This is a genomic window from Spiroplasma endosymbiont of Nephrotoma flavescens (assembly GCF_964030835.1).
GTDB lineage: Bacteria > Bacillota_I > Bacilli_A > Mycoplasmatales > Nriv7 > Nriv7.
The window spans coordinates 320,624-340,503 of record NZ_OZ034982.1 but is presented as its reverse complement, the minus strand read 5'-3'; the positions used below and the strand labels follow the sequence as shown (position 1 = coordinate 340,503).

General features: G+C 26.4%; 22 protein-coding genes and 1 tRNA gene. 9 read left to right on the top strand and 14 right to left on the bottom strand.

Annotated elements, in window-relative coordinates; genetic code table 4:
• Positions 1-41: 41 nt before the first annotated feature.
• From tig to AAHN02_RS02060, 3 genes are all read right to left on the bottom strand, one after another.
• Entirely contained in the window at positions 42-1,322 is a 1,281-nt protein-coding gene (gene tig / locus AAHN02_RS02070; RefSeq protein ID WP_342189847.1) for a trigger factor, read from the bottom strand.
• A gap of 92 nt (positions 1,323-1,414) precedes the next feature.
• Positions 1,415-2,167: a DUF3196 family protein gene (locus AAHN02_RS02065; RefSeq protein ID WP_342278009.1), complete on the bottom strand. Its 753-nt coding sequence runs from the start codon at positions 2,165-2,167 to the stop codon at positions 1,415-1,417.
• Positions 2,168-2,198: 31 nt separating this feature from the next.
• A tRNA-Arg gene (locus tag AAHN02_RS02060) sits at positions 2,199-2,275 on the bottom strand.
• A gap of 200 nt (positions 2,276-2,475) precedes the next feature.
• On the opposite strand from AAHN02_RS02060, the gene AAHN02_RS02055 reads away from it, so the two are divergent.
• The gene (locus tag AAHN02_RS02055) at positions 2,476-3,129 is read left to right on the top strand and encodes an IS30 family transposase (RefSeq protein WP_342278008.1); all 654 of its coding nucleotides are present in this window, start codon (positions 2,476-2,478) and stop codon (positions 3,127-3,129) included.
• Here AAHN02_RS02055 and AAHN02_RS02050 read toward each other — a convergent pair.
• Entirely contained in the window at positions 3,113-4,006 is an 894-nt protein-coding gene (locus AAHN02_RS02050; protein ID WP_338967881.1) for an IS30 family transposase, read from the bottom strand. The two genes, AAHN02_RS02055 and AAHN02_RS02050, sit on opposite strands and share 17 nt — an antisense overlap.
• Before the next feature lie 111 nt (positions 4,007-4,117).
• Between AAHN02_RS02050 and AAHN02_RS02045 the strand changes: the two genes are divergently transcribed.
• Entirely contained in the window at positions 4,118-4,501 is a 384-nt protein-coding gene (locus AAHN02_RS02045) for an IS30 family transposase (protein WP_342278007.1), read from the top strand.
• A gap of 12 nt (positions 4,502-4,513) precedes the next feature.
• Here the strand turns inward: AAHN02_RS02045 and AAHN02_RS02040 are convergent, their stop codons facing one another.
• The 5 genes from AAHN02_RS02040 to AAHN02_RS02015 all read right to left on the bottom strand — a co-directional run bounded on the left by AAHN02_RS02040 (position 4,514) and on the right by AAHN02_RS02015 (position 12,548).
• On the bottom strand, positions 4,514-4,732 hold the full coding sequence (locus AAHN02_RS02040) for a hypothetical protein (protein ID WP_342278006.1): 219 nt from the start codon (positions 4,730-4,732) through the stop codon (positions 4,514-4,516).
• Positions 4,733-5,156: 424 nt separating this feature from the next.
• Positions 5,157-5,999: an HAD family acid phosphatase gene (locus tag AAHN02_RS02035; protein ID WP_342278005.1), complete on the bottom strand. Its 843-nt coding sequence runs from the start codon at positions 5,997-5,999 to the stop codon at positions 5,157-5,159.
• Positions 6,000-6,167: 168 nt separating this feature from the next.
• Positions 6,168-7,940, bottom strand: coding sequence for an excinuclease ABC subunit UvrC (uvrC, locus tag AAHN02_RS02030; protein WP_342278004.1), 1,773 nt, complete (start codon positions 7,938-7,940; stop codon positions 6,168-6,170).
• Between the two features lie 11 nt (positions 7,941-7,951).
• Positions 7,952-10,729 (bottom strand): DNA translocase FtsK, encoded by a 2,778-nt coding sequence (locus tag AAHN02_RS02025; protein ID WP_342278003.1) that lies wholly within the window; start codon positions 10,727-10,729, stop codon positions 7,952-7,954.
• Positions 10,730-10,892: 163 nt separating this feature from the next.
• Complete coding sequence (locus tag AAHN02_RS02015; protein WP_342278001.1) at positions 10,893-12,548, bottom strand: ribonuclease J; 1,656 nt, start codon at positions 12,546-12,548, stop codon at positions 10,893-10,895.
• A 1,054-nt stretch (positions 12,549-13,602) separates the two neighbouring features.
• Between AAHN02_RS02015 and AAHN02_RS02010 the strand changes: the two genes are divergently transcribed.
• The 7 genes from AAHN02_RS02010 (at position 13,603) to AAHN02_RS01980 (ending at position 15,917) form a co-directional block, all read left to right on the top strand.
• A complete protein-coding gene (locus tag AAHN02_RS02010; RefSeq protein WP_342278000.1) occupies positions 13,603-13,824 on the top strand; it encodes a hypothetical protein in 222 nt (73 codons plus the stop codon).
• The gene (locus AAHN02_RS02005; protein ID WP_338981905.1) at positions 13,824-13,985 is read left to right on the top strand and encodes a hypothetical protein; all 162 of its coding nucleotides are present in this window, start codon (positions 13,824-13,826) and stop codon (positions 13,983-13,985) included. The genes AAHN02_RS02010 and AAHN02_RS02005 overlap by 1 nt, the downstream gene beginning before the upstream one ends.
• Positions 13,986-13,988: 3 nt before the next feature.
• Positions 13,989-14,219 carry a hypothetical protein gene (locus AAHN02_RS02000; RefSeq protein WP_338967130.1) on the top strand — a complete coding sequence of 77 codons (231 nt, stop codon included), beginning with the start codon at positions 13,989-13,991 and terminating at the stop codon, positions 14,217-14,219.
• Between the two features lie 165 nt (positions 14,220-14,384).
• Positions 14,385-14,528: a hypothetical protein gene (locus AAHN02_RS01995; RefSeq protein ID WP_342277999.1), complete on the top strand. Its 144-nt coding sequence runs from the start codon at positions 14,385-14,387 to the stop codon at positions 14,526-14,528.
• Positions 14,500-14,628: a hypothetical protein gene (locus AAHN02_RS01990; RefSeq protein WP_342277998.1), complete on the top strand. Its 129-nt coding sequence runs from the start codon at positions 14,500-14,502 to the stop codon at positions 14,626-14,628. The genes AAHN02_RS01995 and AAHN02_RS01990 overlap by 29 nt, the downstream gene beginning before the upstream one ends.
• Before the next feature lie 24 nt (positions 14,629-14,652).
• Positions 14,653-14,892 carry a hypothetical protein gene (locus AAHN02_RS01985; protein ID WP_342277997.1) on the top strand — a complete coding sequence of 80 codons (240 nt, stop codon included), beginning with the start codon at positions 14,653-14,655 and terminating at the stop codon, positions 14,890-14,892.
• A gap of 80 nt (positions 14,893-14,972) precedes the next feature.
• Entirely contained in the window at positions 14,973-15,917 is a 945-nt protein-coding gene (locus AAHN02_RS01980) for an IS30 family transposase (protein WP_342277996.1), read from the top strand.
• Positions 15,918-15,996: 79 nt separating this feature from the next.
• Here the strand turns inward: AAHN02_RS01980 and AAHN02_RS01975 are convergent, their stop codons facing one another.
• From AAHN02_RS01975 to AAHN02_RS01955, 5 genes are all read right to left on the bottom strand, one after another.
• Complete coding sequence (locus AAHN02_RS01975; protein WP_342277995.1) at positions 15,997-16,182, bottom strand: hypothetical protein; 186 nt, start codon at positions 16,180-16,182, stop codon at positions 15,997-15,999.
• Between the two features lie 24 nt (positions 16,183-16,206).
• Positions 16,207-16,797, bottom strand: coding sequence for a hypothetical protein (locus AAHN02_RS01970; RefSeq protein WP_342277994.1), 591 nt, complete (start codon positions 16,795-16,797; stop codon positions 16,207-16,209).
• A 12-nt stretch (positions 16,798-16,809) separates the two neighbouring features.
• Positions 16,810-16,959, bottom strand: coding sequence for a hypothetical protein (locus AAHN02_RS01965; RefSeq protein ID WP_342277993.1), 150 nt, complete (start codon positions 16,957-16,959; stop codon positions 16,810-16,812).
• Between the two features lie 230 nt (positions 16,960-17,189).
• The gene (locus AAHN02_RS01960; RefSeq protein WP_342277992.1) at positions 17,190-18,839 is read right to left on the bottom strand and encodes an extracellular solute-binding protein; all 1,650 of its coding nucleotides are present in this window, start codon (positions 18,837-18,839) and stop codon (positions 17,190-17,192) included.
• Between the two features lie 26 nt (positions 18,840-18,865).
• On the bottom strand, positions 18,866-19,876 hold the full coding sequence (locus AAHN02_RS01955; RefSeq protein ID WP_342277991.1) for a carbohydrate ABC transporter permease: 1,011 nt from the start codon (positions 19,874-19,876) through the stop codon (positions 18,866-18,868).
• Positions 19,877-19,880: the final 4 nt, after the last annotated feature.

The window sequence follows — 19,880 nt, the reverse complement described above, 5'->3', positions numbered from 1 at the left end:
TAAAAATTTAGCACTTGCAATATTAAAGTGCTAAATCTATTTTATCCATTATTCTCATAAAGAAAATTTAATATCCTACGATGTTTTAAACCTTCTTCAACAATACTAGTATCCATAATTTTTTCTTTAGCTTCTTCTGGTGTCATCTTATAAAACTTAGCCAACTCAATAATTTCTTGTTCTACCTCATCATTACTAACTTGAATATTTTCTTGCTTCATAATTTCTTGTATAATTAAATAATTACTAATTTTTGCTTTAGCCTCGCCTCGGAACTCTTTTTTAATATCTAATTCAGTTAATTTAGTTAACTTTAAATATTGTTTTAAATCAATATTTTGTTCTTTTAACTTCTCCTCAAACTGACCTTGAAGATTTAATACTTCTTTATCAATAATTGATTGAGGAATATGAATCGTTGCTGTTTTAGAAATTTCTAATAATAAATTATTAATAAACTCATCTTTAATTTTTTCTTCATTTTGCTTAATCAAATTTTCTTTAATATAATCTTTTAATTGTGCTAAATCTTCAATACCATCAATATTAGCATCTTTTGCCAAATCATCATTAATTTCTGGAACAATCTTATTTTTAACTTCTTTAATCTTAACTTTAAAAGTTACTTCTTTTCCTGCTAAATCTGGTTGTAAATAATCTTTAGGAAACGATACAAGTAAATCCTTTTCTTCACCAGCCATCAATCCAATCATTTGTTCTTCAAAACCAGGAATAAACTTTTTTGAACCAATTTCTAAACTAAAATTTTCAGCTTTTCCACCAGCAAAAGGTTCGCCATCTTTAAACCCTTCAAAATCAAAAATAACAACATCACCATTAGTAATCTTATCTTCTTTAATTTCTAAAATAACTGATTTTTCTTGTAACTGACTAAGTGCTTGATTAATATCCTCATCATTAACAATATTTGCCATTTTCTCAATTTTTATATTTGTATATTTTTCAACTTTAACTTCCGGTTTTAAATCAAATTCAAAAGAAATAATATATTTTGCCATTGACAAAGTATCAATATTTCAACTTGGCTGATTAAAAGGTTGCAATGGATCATTTCGTAATAAAGCAAATTGTCACGCTTTATCAGCTGCAATATTATGAGCTTTATTTAAAATTTCTGCTTCACTTAAATATTTTTCTACCATCGCTTCTGGTACTTTGCCTTTACGAAAACCTGGTATTTGTAAACGGGCTTTCAACTTCTTTGTTACCTTTTCAATAATATCTTGTCATTCTTCTGATTCAAATTCAATAATATACTTTCCTTTATTTTCTTCAATATTTTTTTTACTTGTAAATTTCATCAAATATCCTCCCATATTTCAACTATTTAATTATACCCTTGATTAATTACTAAATGCAATTAAACTTTAGCAAATATCTCAACAATAAAATGTTAAAAAATTTGTTCTTTCTTAATTTGTAATAAAAATCTTTGGGTAAGAACAACATCAGTCTTTAAATTTTGACAAATCTGTTCTAACTTACATTCATCATCACCTTGCATAATTTGTGCTTTATAAATAATAGCACTAACTACCGCAGAAAGATCCGCCATTAATGGCAAATTAGGATACTGACTATATCAATAATTTTCTCATAAGTATCAACAAACCTGTTCTAAACTAGGATTATCATTATAAACAAAATTACTTAAAATAGTTTTAACTTTTTTAGTACATTCATCAAGATGAAATTCAGAAATCAATATCGGATTAACAAAATACTGACCATGTGTTTTTTGAACAATAAACACCCCATCAATATCTTGTCTCTTTAAAGCTATTAACAAATGCGTTTTATTTTCATTTTTAAACAAAGAATTTTTTAAATAATCTCGTAATGTTGATAATATTTTCCTAGCATTTTGCTGTTCTAAAAAATTAAATGCTACTAAATGAATTTCCTCATCAAAAGGATTATTAATAATTTCTTTAATTGTCTCTAAATCTCATTGCTTAATATTTGGTTTTTCTTTTGTTAACTGTTGAATTTCATCATAAAATTTAATAATTTGTTGTTCATATTTTTTTGGTATATAAGGTAAATCTAATTCAATTTTTAACTTAACTTTTGCTTGCTCATAGTTTTCATTAGCAATTAACTGTTCAATTTCCTTAATAAAAAAACTATAATATTTATTATTCATTAAAATTATTCACCAACATTTTTATTTTAAATGGCGCCCATGAAGAGACTTGAACTCTTGACCCTGCGCTTAGAAGGCGCATGCTCTATCCAACTGAGCTACATGGGCATATTTTATACTACATAAAAAATAATAACATTATTAGCTTTAAACTGCAATTATTTTAAATAAAATTAATAGTCAATAAATCCTTTAAATATGCTGAATTATACTTGTAAGTGCAAGTAAATAAAATTGCAAAAGATTTCATATAAAAATTTCATGATGCTAAGTTTATTTTAGAAAAAGTAAATTTAAGGAGTTTTTATATGGGATACAAACATCTTGGCATAGATGAAAGAATTTATATTGAGAATCAATTGAAATTTAAAGTAAAAATTAGTGAAATAGCTAAAAATCTTAATCGAAGTATTAGTACTATTAATCGAGAAGTTAATAGAAATAAAGATAATAATCATTATTTTTCATTAATTGCACAAAATAAAGCAGAAAATAGAAAACAATTACATGTTTATTTTCATAAATTTAAAAATAGAGAATTAGTAAAATATGTACAACAAAAATTATTATTAGGTTGATCGCCTGAACAAATTTATGGCAGAATTAAAAATTTTCATCAAGAATGAATTATTAGTTTTAAAACAATTTACAATTGAATTTATTCTGGATTACTTGAAAAGGTTACTAGTAAAAATTTAAGAAGAAAAGGTAAGAAACGAAAATCTCAAGAAAATCGGGGTAAATTTAATGGTAAATCCATTAAAGAACGAAATGTTAATAATCGCATAACTCTTGGCCATTGAGAAGGTGATACTGTAGTATCATCACGAGGTAAAAGTAAATCATGTTTAATAACTTTAGTTGAAAGAACATCAAGATTTACTTTAGCAATATTAGTTGAAAATAGAACTACTAAAGTATGCCAAATTGTAAAGTTAAGTGCAACTAAATTATTTTTCTAACCAAATATTCGATTGGCGAAAGATAATTTAGTATTTTTCTTGGTCTTTGGTTTAAAGACAATATAAATTTATGAACTGCATTTTTAGTAGTGTTTGAAAAATTAAATTTTTTAGGAAATTTTTCTCTAATTAAACCATTAGTATTTTCATTAGTACCTCTTTGTCAAGGTGAATATGCATCAGCAAAATAAATTTTCACATTTAAATTTTTTTCAAGTTGTTGTCAATTAGCAAATTCTTTACCCCTATCAAATGTTATAGTCTTAACAAGATTATTTGGAAGAATTGATAAATAATGACTAATATTTTTGTTAATAACTTTAGTAGTTCTATTTTCAACTAATATTGCTAAAGTAAATCTTGATGTTCTTTCAACTAAAGTTATTAAACATGATTTACTTTTACCTCGTGATGATACTACAGTATCACCTTCTCAATGGCCAAGAGTTATGCGATTATTAACATTTCGTTCTTTAATGGATTTACCATTAAATTTACCCCGATTTTCTTGAGATTTTCGTTTCTTACCTTTTCTTCTTAAATTTTTACTAGTAACCTTTTCAAGTAATCCAGAATAAATTCAATTGTAAATTGTTTTAAAACTAATAATTCATTCTTGATGAAAATTTTTAATTCTGCCATAAATTTGTTCAGGCGATCAACCTAATAATAATTTTTGTTGTACATATTTTACTAATTCTCTATTTTTAAATTTATGAAAATAAACATGTAATTGTTTTCTATTTTCTGCTTTATTTTGTGCAATTAATGAAAAATAATGATTATTATCTTTATTTCTATTAACTTCTCGATTAATAGTACTAATACTTCGATTAAGATTTTTAGCTATTTCACTAATTTTTACTTTAAATTTCAATTGTGATTCTCAATATAAATTCTTTCATCTATGCCAAGATGTTTGTATCCCATATAAAAACTCCTTAAATTTACTTTTTCTAAAATAAACTTAGCATCATGAAATTTTTATATGAAATCTTTTGCAATTTTATTTACTTGCACTTACAAGTATAATTCAGCTATTAACAAAAATATTAGTCATTATTTATCAATTCTTCCAAATAATCTTGTTAAGACTATAACATTTGATAGGGGTAAAGAATTTGCTAATTGACAACAACTTGAAAAAAATTTAAATGTAAAAATTTATTTTGCTGATGCATATTCACCTTGACAAAGAGGTACTAATGAAAATACTAATGGTTTAATTAGAGAAAAATTTCCTAAAAAATTTAATTTTTCAAACACTACTAAAAATGCAGTTCATAAATTTATATTGTCTTTAAACCAAAGACCAAGAAAAATACTAAATTATCTTTCGCCAATCGAATATTTGGTTAGAAAAATAATTTAGTTGCACTTAACTTTACAATTTGGCATTATGAATGTTTAATTTATATTGAGTTAACAACTGTGCCTTTCTTTCTGGAGAAATCGCTCATAAAACTGAATATAATGCCCCATATTCATTAATCGTAGCAATTATTTTATTATCAGTTATTTTATTATTTTTACAAGATATTAAAAAATTAAAACTTATTAATAAAACTATTACTAACATCAAAAAACTACGCAACTGTTTCATATTTATCTCCCCTATTCATTTTCAAAAGTGAAATTTTTAAAGTAAAAAGCAAAAATACTTATACATTTTTATATAAGCATTTTACTATTATTTAAATATTTTTCAAAGTTATTAAAGGAATTAATTCCTAATCCCAAGAAGTAAACTTTTGTAAATATTCTCTAATTGCTTGTTTCATATAAGAGGTCTTATGTTGCTCAAAATGTTTCTTCTTAAAAGCACTATCTCAGCCACCATACATCGCGTTACCACCAATTAAACCATAAGTACTATATCAACAAGTTAATTCTTCTTGAATATTATCAAGGTATTTTTCATTTTTTAATAACCTATCTGGTTGTTGCCCACAATTAGCATAATATTTTGTAATTTCGTTATTTTTTCTAGTAAAACGAACGGCTGGTGCTACTTGCCCAAAAAGTTGTTAGACATCATTATCCTCTAAATAATAGTTACGATAAATATTATCCTTAGCATTAGTAAAATTAGAATTAAAATCATTAATATCATCACCTAATACCATCATAATGCGAATATTAACAGCAATTCCTTCTTTAATATGCAATTTATTACTGTTTAAGTAATGATAACGATCTTCTTTTTCTTTAATAATATTTTGTTTACTATCTTTGACACCTGACATTCATCAATGAAAATCTTGTAATAATTCTTTTGGATAATTTTCTTTAATTAAATTATTTCTTGTTGTTTCTTTATGAGTATCTTGCAAACGATTAGAAACAAACATTACTAATCCCCCATTTTTATAAACATGTTGAACAAAATCTAAAACCCCTGGGAAAATTGTTGCTTGTTGCGAATTAACCCACTTATCTCATTCAAGAGGATGAAATGGTTTGTTATTTAACAGATTGTATGCTGATGATGGCGTATTATCAATAAATGTTTCATCTAAATCAACAGCTACAACAGGAATAAACTCATTTTCTTGGGTTTGATTAATTGTTAGTTTATTATGTTCTCATTTCACAAGATTATTATTCAATTTACCCTTAGTTAATGCCTTATCAACTTGCTTTTGTTTTGCGATAACTTGACTATATAAGTCTTTTTTTAAGCGATATTGTGTTAATAATTGTGCTTTTCTTTCAGCAGAAATTGCTCATAATACCGACTGTAATGCTCCATATTCATTAAAAATAGTAGTCAAATTGTCTTTACTAGTATGATTACAAGATACTAAAAAGTTAGCACTTATTGTTAATGGGGCAATTGTTAATAACATATTTTTTAATACTTTTTTCATATTTAATACTCCTATATCTAGTTTATAAATTTAATCATTGCATTTTATTTTCAATAAATAATATCCTCCTTCTATTTTATTAAAAATAAAAATGCTTATATTTTTATATAAGCATTTTAGCATCAAATTAGTAATAAATTTTTCGATTTAACGAATAAAATTTCTAAATTAATTATCTTTTAAATAAGCAATTAATTCCTTTGTTGTTGTTTTATTTTTAATAATAACATTTAATTCAGCAAATGAAACTGCTTTCATTTTTGTTATTGTTTCAAACTGTTGATATAACTTTTTAATAGTTAACTCACCTAATCCTTTAACTTTTTTTAACGAATTAACAAATAAAGAATTAGTTCGTTGTTGACGATGAAATGAAACTGTATAATTATGGACCTCTTCTTGAACTTTAGTTAATCAATGAAATAAAGCACTCTTTTTAGCAATATCCAACCGATAACCTTTATTATCTAATAAACAATCAGTTTTGTGATGACTATTCTTAACAAGACCGACAACCGGTAAACTAATATTTAAATTTTCTAATTGCAACTGCACACTATCAATTTGTAATTTACCACCATCAACAATAATTAACTCTGGCATTGGTTCTTTATTCATTAATTTTTTTCAATAACGACGATAAACTAAATTTTGTAAATAATGATAATCTCCTTGTTGTTCAATTTGAATTTTATAACGACGAAACAGTTTTTTAATTGCTTGACCATTTTGATAAACAATAACCCCACCAATAACATTATCATGTCCTAAATTGGCAATATCCATAATTTCGATATATTGTGGTGTCGCAATTTTTAAAAGCTTTCCTAATTGTTCAACAATCTCATAATAACGATACTTAATTTGATAGGAATCAACAAGTTGTTGCTTTAATAATTCTTGAGCATTCTTAGTAGCTAAAGAAATAATTTCTTGCATTTTTTTAGTAAGCTTAGTAATAATTTTAATATTTAATGCTTCTGCCAAATCATCTAAAACAATATTTGCAACATATAATTCTTGGGGAACAGTATTGTTAGTATATAACTGTTGCAAATAATTTCTCATTGCATCAGTTAAATCATCATTAAATAAAGTAAAAATTTGTTCATCTTTGGAAAGCAATTGTCCATTACGATAAAATAATGCTGTTATTGACAATTTATGATCTTTAATAGCATAACCAATAAAATCACGATTACGAAAATCAGGAAATTGAACAAACTGATGAGAAATAAATAATTGTAACTTATCTAAAACATTTTTTAATCTTTGTGCTTCTTCATATTGTAAATTAATCGCTGCTTGTTGCATTCGCTCAGCAATCTTATTTTTAATATCTTGATTTTTTCCTTGAAAAAAATCATTAATTTTCTTTTTCATCAAGGCATAATATTCCTCAGGAACCTTTTTAAAACAAGCACCTGAACATAATTGCAGATGATAATATAAGCACGGCGTTCCTAAACTTTCTTTACATCTTCGCAAAGGAAATAATTGTTGCAATATCTTTAAAACTTCTCTAGCTCCCGTACCATCAGGAAAAGGACCATAATACTTACCATTATCTTTTTGAACTTTACGAACAAAACGATATTCAGGATTATTTTCATCAGTAATTTTAATATAAGGATAGGTTTTATCATCATTTAATAAAATATTATATCGGGGACGCTTATCTTTAATTAAATTATGTTCTAACAATAATGCTTCTTTTTCATTAATTGTTAAAATATAATCCACATCAGCAATTTCACGAACTAATTTAGTAGTTTTAAAATTATGTACTTTATTAAAATAATTATTTACCCGCTGTTGAATATTTTTTGCTTTACCAACATAAATTAATTGTCGCGCTTCATTATAAAACTGATAACATCCCGAACTTTGTGGTAAATTTTTAATTTTTTCTTGTAAAACAAGGGGTTTAACTCACATCATTATCAAAATTCCTACTCTTTATTCATAATCAAAACTTCACGAGGTTTGGACCCATTTTGCGGTCCAACAATACCATTAGCTTCTAAACTATCAATTAATCTTGCTGCCCGATTATAACCAACACCAAATCTTCGTTGAATTAATGAAGCTGATGCCTTTTTATTGGCAATAACAAAATCACAAATCTCATCATATAATTCATCATCTTCACCTGTAATAATATGACTAGTATTCATCCTTTGTGTAGATTCATGGAATTGTTCATTAAACTGCGGTTTTTGTTGCTGAGAAATAAATTTAATTAACGCACTAATGTCTTCGTCATTAATATATACCCCTTGAGCTCTAGTTGGTGTTATTTGACCATAAGGAGCAAATAACATATCACCCCTACCAATTAACTTTTCAGCTCCCATACTATCTAAAATTATTCTAGAATCAATTGAAGAACTAACAGCAAAAGCAATTCTTGATGGAATATTATTTTTTATAATGCCAGTAATAATATCTGTTGATGGTCTTTGGGTTGCAATAATTAAATGAATTCCTGAAGCTCGTGCCATTTGCGTTATTCGCATAATACTTTCTTCAACTTCTTTTCCGGCAACAACCATTAAATCAGCAAGCTCGTCAATAATTATCACAATATATGGTAACATTTCTTCAATTGCCACCTTTTGATTATAACTAGCAATATTTCGCACGCCAATATTAGAAAAAATAATATATCTTCGTTCCATTTCACTAATAATTTGTTTTAAAGCACGATTGGCTTTTCTTAAATCAGTAATTACTGGTACTAATAAATGTGGCAAATTATTATATACTGATAATTCAACGCGTTTTGGATCAATTAACAAAAATTTTACTTCATGCGGTTTAACCCGAAGAATTAAAGAAGCAATAATACTATTAATACAAATTGATTTTCCACTACCAGTAGCACCCGCAATTAATAAATGTGGCATCTTATCTAATTCCGCAAATAAAATTTTTCCCATTACATTTTTACCAATGGCCATTAATAATTTACTATCTTTCTTATTAAGGGGAACATTTTCCATCACTTCACGAATCGTAACTAATGCTGGTGAAATATTTGGAATTTCAATTCCCACTGCTGACTTACCATGAATAGGTGCTTCTAAACGAATATCTTTTGACGCTAAAGCTAACTTAATATCATTTTCTAACGAAGTAATTTTACTTACCTTAACGCCCATTCCTAGTTCAATTTCAAACTTAGTTACTGCTGGTCCAATATTAATATTAGTAACTCGCGCTTTAATATTAAAATGTTTAAAAAGACGATGAATTTTTTCAACATTATTTTTTGCGGTTTTAATATTTAAATCACGATTAACACTAATTATTGGTTTTGTTAAAAGACTAACTGGTGGCAATTGATAATTAGGATTAATTATTGAAGGAAAATAATTACTTGGTATTATTGAAGAAGAAACTTTATTATCCAAAGGATTAATCTCTTCAATAAATTCTGGAGACAAATTGTCACTAATAACAACTGCTTGTTTTGCTTGAATATCGGATTGATCAATAACTGAAAATACCTCATCTAATGCTGATGAGCTAGTTGGATAAGATTTTATCCGTTCTTTTTGAATTGGTGGTTGTTCTTTATTAAAAGGTGTTAAATAACTATTAGCAGCAAAATCTTTACGCACCACATCTAATTCCATTAATGATGTTTGATCATAACCAAAATCATCACGAGAAAATGCTTGTTGATGATACTCTTGTTCTTTAATTACCTTCTCATTAAGATTAATTTTTGGTGTTAACTTCGAATCTCAATTATCAATATGGTGATAATTTTTATTACTATAAATATCATCAAATAATAAATCTTCATTCATTAATGAATGATGTAAATTAACGGATGGTAATTTAATTGTAATATCAGAATTTTTTGTTGTATGTAAAACTTGCCGATCATTACCATTAATATTTTTAACATTAACAGTTTCAAAATATTGCTGATATTTCTTCTCAGCATTTTTCTTATTTTTAACATTCTTTTTAGCCATAAAACTAACAATATGTAAACTATTATGTTCCTTATTAACTTTTCATTGATAAAGATATCAAGGATTTCCTGTTAAAATTCAAAGAATAATTGTCGTTAAAAAAACTAAACTACATATTAAAGAAACAATTGTTGTTAAATAACCAAATACTGTTGAAAACAACATTCCAATAAATCCGCCACCAGCAAAAGGAATAAAATATGAGCCATTAATATGAAAAAATTTCTTAATATCTAATCGTTGCATAAAAAGAGAATTTTGTAATCAATTATCCGTATAAGAACTAATAACTTGTGAAAACCAATTTTGTTCTGCATTAATAGAAGAACGATGATAACTAATCAATAATACAATATCATTCACAAATCAACAAATAGCTAAAACAAGTAATATTATCATTACTTGAACTCGTTTCTTAATTTTAATTTGAATACCACCAAAAATTGCAAAACTCACTACTAAAATAACAAAATAGATAATATATTTAAATCATCCAAAAAGAAAATTGAAAAGAACATCATCTAAAAATTGACCAATAACCGTTAAACGAGCAAGAGCCAAAATACTAGCAAAAATAATGAACAAAGCTCATATTTTTCCACCAATTTTATCACTACGCCGAATTTTCTTCTTTAACTGAATAATTTTGGATTTCGCTTGTTGTTCTTGTTCATATTTTGTAGTATTGCGAGGATTATTTTCAAACTCGACAAAATCACTACTTATTTTATCGCTATTCATCCTTTTATCTCCTCATATTTTTTAAGTAATAGTTAATTTATCTCATTAATTATTGCTAAAACCATTGGATTTTTACCCGTTTCTTGACGACATAACTCTTGCAACTCACTACTTATTTTATCGCTATTCATCCTTTTATCTCCTCATATTTTTTAAGTAATAGTTAATTTATCTCATTAATTATTGCTAAAACCATTGGATTTTTACCCGTTTCTTGACGACATAACTCTTGCAACTCACTACGGATTTGATTTTTAACTGTTGTACCATCAAACTCTGATTTTTTTTGATGTTCTTCAACAATAGTACGAACTTTCGCTTGCATTTTATTAGTTAATTCCTCATCATCTTGAATAAAAACAACCCCACGCATTTGCACATCAACTAAAGAAACAATCTCTTTACTACGACGATTTAATGTAATGCCACTAATTAAAACTCCATCACGAGCTAATTGCTTTCTTTCATTTAAAACAACAGCACCAATATCGCCAACCCCAAGACCATCAACATAAATATTATTATATTTTAAAGAAGATGGTGATGGTCCTAATTTACCATTAATAAACTCTAAAATTTGACCATTTTCCTTAATTAAAATATTATTAATTAGAATTCCTGCTTCTTGAGCACTATTTTGCGCACTAACAAAATTTTTATGTAATCCTTTAATTGGCATAAAAAATTTTGGTTTCATAATTCCAATCATCATCTTAATATCTTCATATGAAGCATTCATATCTCACACTTTTTTATCGGATAACGCCATAAAACGAGCATCAGTTCTTGCTAATTCATCCAATATTCTCGCATGTTTTAATTCATAACCAGGAATCGGTAGCGCTGCTAAAATCACAGTATCTGACTTTTTTATTTCTAAATGCTCATCATCGCCACTAATAATTTTATATAATCTTGTATAAAGTCGCTCACCACTACCTGTAACAAAAATTACTGAATTGTCATTAATAGCATCACTAGTTAAATTTCTAAACTTAATTTTATTAAATTGCAAATAAGTTCCTGACTTAAATTCTTCTAAAATTGATTTTAATGTGCCCCCCATAACGATGGCCTCACGATTAGTTTCACTAACCAACTCCAAAATTTCACTTATTTTATATAAATCTTGTTCATGACAAGCAATAATAATTTTAGACTTTGCTGCTTTAAAAGTTGATTCCACTAACTTCTTACATTTATGATTAGGAGCCGTATAATCATTACGACTAGCATAACCAGAACCACTCATCAATAATAAAATTTTATTATTAGCAATTTTTGCTAAGTGTGCCATATCTGTAGCAAAATTAGTTCGTTCTTCACTATCAAAAATATAATCACTCGTATAAACAATAGTTCCATCAACAGTCTTTAAAGCAAAACCAAAACTTCCCGGAATACAAGTTGTCGTATTAAAAACTTCAATTTCATTATCACCAAAAGATAACATATCCTTTTCTTTAATTTCAATTAATTCATTTTCACTATGTCATACCTTAAACTTGTAGAGTTTTTGTTTAATTAAAAAGATTGTTAATTTACTACCATAAATAGGAATTTTAATATCCTTTAAAAGATATGTTATTGCTCCAAAACATTCGTCTGATGGTTTAGAAATAAATAATCCTTTAATCCGATTAACATTTTCTTTTAAATAAGAAAAATCGGGAATAACAGTATCAATTCCTAATGCTTCTCGTTCAGGGATTTTACTACCAGCATCAAAAATAAATATATCACGGTTAACTTCCACCACATACATATTTTTCCCGCGTTCATCAAGTCCCCCTAATGCAAAAACTTTTATTGTTGCCATAACTATTTTTTCTCCTCTAATTTAATATAATTTTATTTTAAAATATTGCTTTTATTATTATAACACATTGATTATCCAGCTAAGCAGAGAATAATTTCTTATCTTATTTGTTTCCTCAATAATTAAAATTCATTCTGATTTTTATCTTTTAATTATACTATAACTATTCGCAAATGCAAAAATTTGATAAATGCTGTTTATTATTAAATTAACTGGACGCATAAAGTTTTGTTAGGTAGGAAAATATTTGAATAAGTATTAAGACAGTCAGCAATGATTGTCTTTTTATTTTATAAGGTGTTAAAAGTTTGTTCTTTGAAAATTAAATACAAGTGAATTAATAATGTTGGTATGTATTAAAGCACGATAAATTGTGGGTGGTCGCCATAACCAAAAGAAGTTTTACCAGTTAATAGATAACACCCTATTAGCTATAGCAATTTGTTTCATTTTGCAATAAAAAAATGAATGGGCGGATTTCCTAAAAATATACACGCTATTAAATTAGTTCCAAGGGTAGGATGCGGACATTAAAGTGTAGAAATTTCTATATAGGGGTATGCTAAGTTTAAAATTATTAAAATCTTTATCTAATTAAAAAAACAAAATTTACTAACAAAGCTTATTAAACACTTAAATCTGCGATATATAAGTGTTTAAAAAACTAAGTTAACTAACTTAGTTAATATAACTTAGTTTATAACAAATAAGAAAGGTAATTTACTATGAAAAACATTGAAAACATTTTCTTAAATACTAAAAAATATCTCTTAAAAGAAACGCAAAACGCAATGCTTATTAAAGCACCAAAAATTCCATGATTTAATGAACAAATCGGCATTTAGTTTCCAAAGCGATTTGTTTATAAAGGAAAATATGAAAATTCCATCTGCATCGGAATAATAAAAGATAATAAATATCAAGTAATCTCAATTAATCAAAAAGAAAATGAAACCAAATTAATTAAAGGACAAGAATTATTAGGTTTTTTCATTGCCGAAAAAGAAAACAACAAAAAAGATATAAATTATAACTATTTTAAAGGAGCTTAAAAATGAATATTGCGATTGGAATAATATTTATTATCATTTGCATAATGCTATTGGCATATTTTGCTTATAAAATTTATGCCAAAATAAAAATGCGAATTAAATATAAAAATGCCATTAAAAATAATACTGGTAATTTTACAAAAGACGAAAAAGTATTTATTGCTCGCTTTGAAGAATGAGTTAAAGCTCCTAATTCAAAAGAAAATAACGCGGATAAAAAATAATGTTTTGAGAAATTATTATGGAATTCTTAAAACTGTTTGTTCCGATAGAAAAAATGCCTGCACAAGTTGCGTTTATTGCCGGATTAATTATTATCATTACTTTTCTTTTCACACTAATTTCAATTATGTATTTACCAATAAAAATGATTTTCGGGAGATAAAAAATGACAATAAACTTAAAAGAATTTAATTGAGAACAAATTAAACAAACTTTCTGAGATTTATTTATTCAAATTACAACTATTCCGGCTCACATTACTGGTGGTAAAGAAATTAAATTAATCGAAGCACCACTTTGACTTTTAATAGCAAACATTGCTTTTTGACTCTTAACAGCGATTATGGTGTGATTTATTCTAATGCTACTTTGAAAAACCATATCAGTATTTAGATAGAGACAAAAGCAATGTCAAGAAGTTACATTGTGATGCATTCACAAAGAAATTCAAAATTAATTAGGAAAAAATACAATCGTGTTAAGGTTAATCGTGGCTTTAACAAATTTAAGAAAAACTTTGAATATAAATGATGAATGTTTTAAAAAGAAAGGGGGTGATTATATGATTGGAACTTTCTTAACAGAAGCACCAGCAGTAACAAAGATAACAGCTAGTGACGCGATGACTAAATTATGAAATGCGATTATAACAGCGTTTACTAAAATGTGAGAAATTATTGCCGTTAATATGCCAACAAGTCGGTAACTTCTTTGCTGACTACTGAATATTCATTTTTCCATTTATTTTGGCAATATTCTTTATTTGCTTTAAAATGTTTGAAAAATTACTTGGAGCAGTACGCTAACAAAAAAATAAAGTGAGGTGCAAGATGAAATTTTGCAAATGAATAATAGAAAAAAATAACCATTTTATTGAATTAAATCGCACCTCATTTTTAATTTTATGACATTGAGGAGCAATTTGATATATTTACAACGGTTATTTTAAAAACATTGTGAGCTATTTATTTTTAGCGGGTTGCATTTTAATTTTCATTTTTAAAATCAGTAATTTAACACAAATTAACAAAGTTATTAATTTGCTGAATTATACTTGTAAGTGCAAGTAAATAAAATTGCAAAAGATTTCATATAAAAATTTCATGATGCTAAGTTTATTTTAGAAAAAGTAAATTTAAGGAGTTTTTATATGGGATACAAACATCTTGGCATAGATGAAAGAATTTATATTGAGAATCAATTGAAATTTAAAGTAAAAATTAGTGAAATAGCTAAAAATCTTAATCGAAATATTAGTACTATTAATCGAGAAGTTAATAGAAATAAAGATAATAATCATTATTTTTCATTAATTGCACAAAATAAAGCAGAAAATAGAAAACAATTACATGTTTATTTTCATAAATTTAAAAATAGAGAATTAGTAAAATATGTACAACAAAAATTATTATTAGGTTGATCGCCTGAACAAATTTATGGCAGAATTAAAAATTTTCATCAAGAATGAATTATTAGTTTTAAAACAATTTACAATTGAATTTATTCTGGATTACTTGAAAAGGTTACTAGTAAAAATTTAAGAAGAAAAGGTAAGAAACGAAAATCTCAAGAAAATCGGGGTAAATTTAATGGTAAATCCATTAAAGAACGAAATGTTAATAATCGCATAACTCTTGGCCATTGAGAAGATGATACTGTAGTATCATCACGAGGTAAAAGTAAATCATGTTTAATAACTTTAGTTGAAAGAACATCAAGATTTACTTTAGCAATATTAGTTGAAAATAGAACTACTAAAGTTATTAACAAAAATATTAGTCATTATTTATCAATTCTTCCAAATAATCTTGTTAAGACTATAACATTTGATAGGGGTAAAGAATTTGCTAATTGACAACAACTTGAAAAAAATTTAAATGTGAAAATTTATTTTGCTGATGCATATTCACCTTGACAAAGAGGTACTAATGAAAATACTAATGGTTTAATTAGAGAAAAATTTCCTAAAAAATTTAATTTTTCAAACACTACTAAAAATGCAGTTCATAAATTTATATTGTCTTTAAACCAAAGACCAAGAAAAATACTAAATTATCTTTCGCCAATCGAATATTTGGTTAGAAAAATAATTTAGTTGCACTTAACTTTACAATTTGGCATTTTTTAAATAAACCTTTCACTTTAATAAATATTAATTTAATAACATTATGATATTATTTGTCATTAATTGTTTTATTTAAAAAATCTTGTTGATTTGTTTGTTTTTTATCAATAATTTTATCAATATCAATAAGTAAGTTTTTTACTTTTTCAAATTTTTCTGTTTCATTTTTAGTTTCTAAAATTTTCTCTTTTACAACTCCTAATGCCTCAATTTGACCATTTGACCATTTGACCATTTAAAATATCAAGTTGTTCAATCATTAACGTTGGGTATCTGCTGTTACTATTTGACTATCTATTAAAACCCTAATAGTATCCTCACAGTCAGCAAGTTGCAAAGAAATTTTTTGATTCATAGCATCAATATCCGCATCTACTTCTTGAAGTTTTATGGCAATAATTTTATCTTGAATAGAAATTAGCGAATTAGAATAGTTATTATATACTGTAATTTGATTTTTAATTCTAATGGCATTTTGCACATCACTTAAATTATTATTAGAATCAACATATTTATTTTGCAATTGTTTAATTCACACATTACGAGATTCAATGTCTTGACTAAGTCGCGAATAAATTCTTCAATAATCAACATGCGTAAAATTAATAGCAAAATCACTAAGTTCAAGTTGTAACAATTCTAATGCTTCATTAGCAGTATTTAATTTATCAATTTGTTCTTTAATAAATTGAATATCTTCCTTTTCAATCCCATTCAAATGTTTTTTAATTTTATCTTCAAGAATTTTAATTGTTTTAGCAACAAGATTATATTTACCAATTCGTTCAGCAACAATATTTTTTTCATTTTTCATAATCTTTAATTGGGTTTGAATATTCTTTTCAATCATTCCTGAATACAATTATTGAATTTGTTTTTTATCGCGTTCACTATCATTTGCATAATTTTTATTTACTAACTTATTAGTAATATTACTAATATTTAACGCTGGTGTTATTGAAATTGATATTGCCGCTAATAAAGCTACTAATCCTTGTTTTGAATTGTTCATTTTTTACCATCCTTATATATTTTTATTAATTACTAACTTAATAAAATACTAGATTAATATAAAATAATAAATAATTTAAGCCTATAACCCCCTTAATTAATAACCTTAATTTTATTATAGCATACAGAAATTTACTAGAATTATATTTTACTATATTTCAATTTAAAAAAATGTAACTAAATATATTTAGTTACATTTTTAAAATATTTTAATAAAAAATATCTAAAACCTTATTGTTCAATAATAAAATCATGAATCCCATCATCTTTGGTTTGCCTTTTAAGAATATTTAAAAATTCTTTCTCAGTTAATGGTCTTTCAGGATATGATGCATTTAATAAATCTTGATAAAAAATATTTAATGACTTTAATACCGTTTGACGAAATATTGCACCTCATTGTGTTAATGGTAGCGAGGCGGTTGTTATTTGCTTGGCATTCATCAATTCTCATACTTGCGCAATAACCTGTAAATAAGATTCTGTTGGAGCATGATGTAATTTTTGACCATAAGAAGAACCAGTTTCATAGGAAGCTTTATTAATTGGCAAATATCCCGAATCAAAAGCATAAACTTCATTAGCTTCTTGTGATGTTACATATTTAATAAATGCTTCGGAAATTTTATCTTTTATCGGATCATTCATTTTAAACATCGCAATTCCTGGACCTTGTTGAATAACATACTTACCACCTGTAGAAAATGGTACCGGTAACGCTCAAATATCGTCAGGTTTAAGGCGCTTTTTCTGTAACAAAAACTGAACTCCTGATGTTGAACCAATACCGACTAAAGCTTTAGATTGATTAAACAAGGTACTAGCAAATGTCCCTTGTGGTGATGTTGCTGTTGGTACTTTAACATGCAATCCTGTATTGCGCTTAATATCATTAGATGTACGATTAGCTAAATCTTTTAACTTTTGAAGACCACTTAAATGTTTCTGCAATATTTCAAAAGACTTTCCTTTTAAGTTTAAAACAAATTCACCACTACTATTTTCACGATAAAGAAATTCATTAAATTTTGTTTCAGAATTTAATGCCTCATTATTAGCATATTGCGCATATAATCCATTAGGCAAATCATCCATCGCTACTGCATACACTTCATTAAGATTCTTTAAATTAGCTAAATTATTTAATAAATGACTAGTTACTTGCACTAAACTAAGATAACTACTTCAAGTAATAATTCCCGCTTTCATTGTTTCCAGAGAATTTCACTCTTTTAAAACATTAAGTTGAGTTTGAAATTTACTTCAATCAATACTTTTATTAACTTTTCATTGTCCATTCATTCCTTGATAATTACTTAAATTATCGCCCAGTGGTAATAACAAATTTGCTTGCGGAGTTAAACCCTCAATTTTAGCAAATACTTCTAACAATAATTTCTTATTAATAAACATTAAATCTAATGACTTTCCAATCGGAACTGTATATTGTTTACCTTTATACATTGTTTCTTGTCAATAAGAATCAATAATGCTTGGTTTATCAATACAAGGACTAAGATCGGGAATCTTAACATCAACTAACTGTTCTTGTAAAGTTTTAGAGTATTTAACAACCTCATCAGCATAACTAGTAAACAAATTAGGTAACTTTCTCACACCATAATAACCAGCATTAACTTCCTTCTCAACACCATTATTTTGCACAAATTTTAAAATTATTTTGCGATGATCAAATTCCGAGTTATTAGCATTGACAGCATTAAAATTATTAATAACCTTTTCTAAAGCATTTCATTGAAATTGACCTTTTTTAAAATAAGTTGTCATAATGACATTTCGTTCCGGATGACTACAAGCAAAAGTTGTTAAAATCGCACCTAATCAAATTGTTGCTGTTAGCATTACCTTAATTTTTTTCATTAATTGTTATTCCTTCCTATTAATTCCTAGCCCTTAGTTCCACTACTATCTTTTGTAATACTATTAATAATGCGTTTCTTAGTAAGTAAATATAAAACAATCATTGGCAAAATAGAAATAACAGCAGATGCCATTTTTAAATGTTGTGGATCTCTTAGCGTACTTGGATTATTAGGTCCTGGTTCTGTTACTTGAATTAATTCTCATAATAACATTGGTAAAGTTACTCATTTTGAATCAGCATCTAAAACTGTTACGGGTCATAATACTGCATTCCAACTAGCAATAAAAGATATTAATCCCGCTGTTCATAATACTGGTTGAACTAATGGCAACGCTACTTTTCAAAAAAATTTAAAAGTTGATAACCCATCAACCTTACTAGCACTAACAATTGATTTCGGAATCCCTTCAAATGCTTGGCGTAACATAAAAATTGTAAAAGCCGAAGCAATAAATGGAATTACTAATGCTTCTAAGGTATTATCTCATACAATCCGTAACATTAGCAAATACTGCCCAATCATAATCGCTTCCCCAGGAATCATTAATGTTGATAACAACAAAATAAATATTGCTTCGCGAAACTTTGTCCGATAATGCGCTAAAGCAAATCCCGCTAAAGCACAAATAAATAATTTCAATATTGTGGAAAGAAATGCTACTAAAAACGAATTAAATAAATACTTGCCAACATTAATTTGTGAATTTTCTAAAAGATATGTATACCACTTAAAAGTTCAAATTTCAGGTCATAATCCTTGTGGTTTTGTTGGATCTAAATCAGCATCAGTTTTAAATGAAGTAATAATCATTCAGTAAAATGGAAAAACAACAATAATAGCCATAACTAATAAAAATAAGAAGCGAATTGCAATGCTAATTCATTTTTCTCAACCTTTATTTCCCGCCATTTGTTGTGTAAAATTGATTTTACGCACAATAGTTTGACGATTGACTCAAGTTTTAAATCACAAACCAATTTTATTGCAACGCATCTTTAACAATTCATTAATTTTCTTGCCCAAATTATTCATCAAT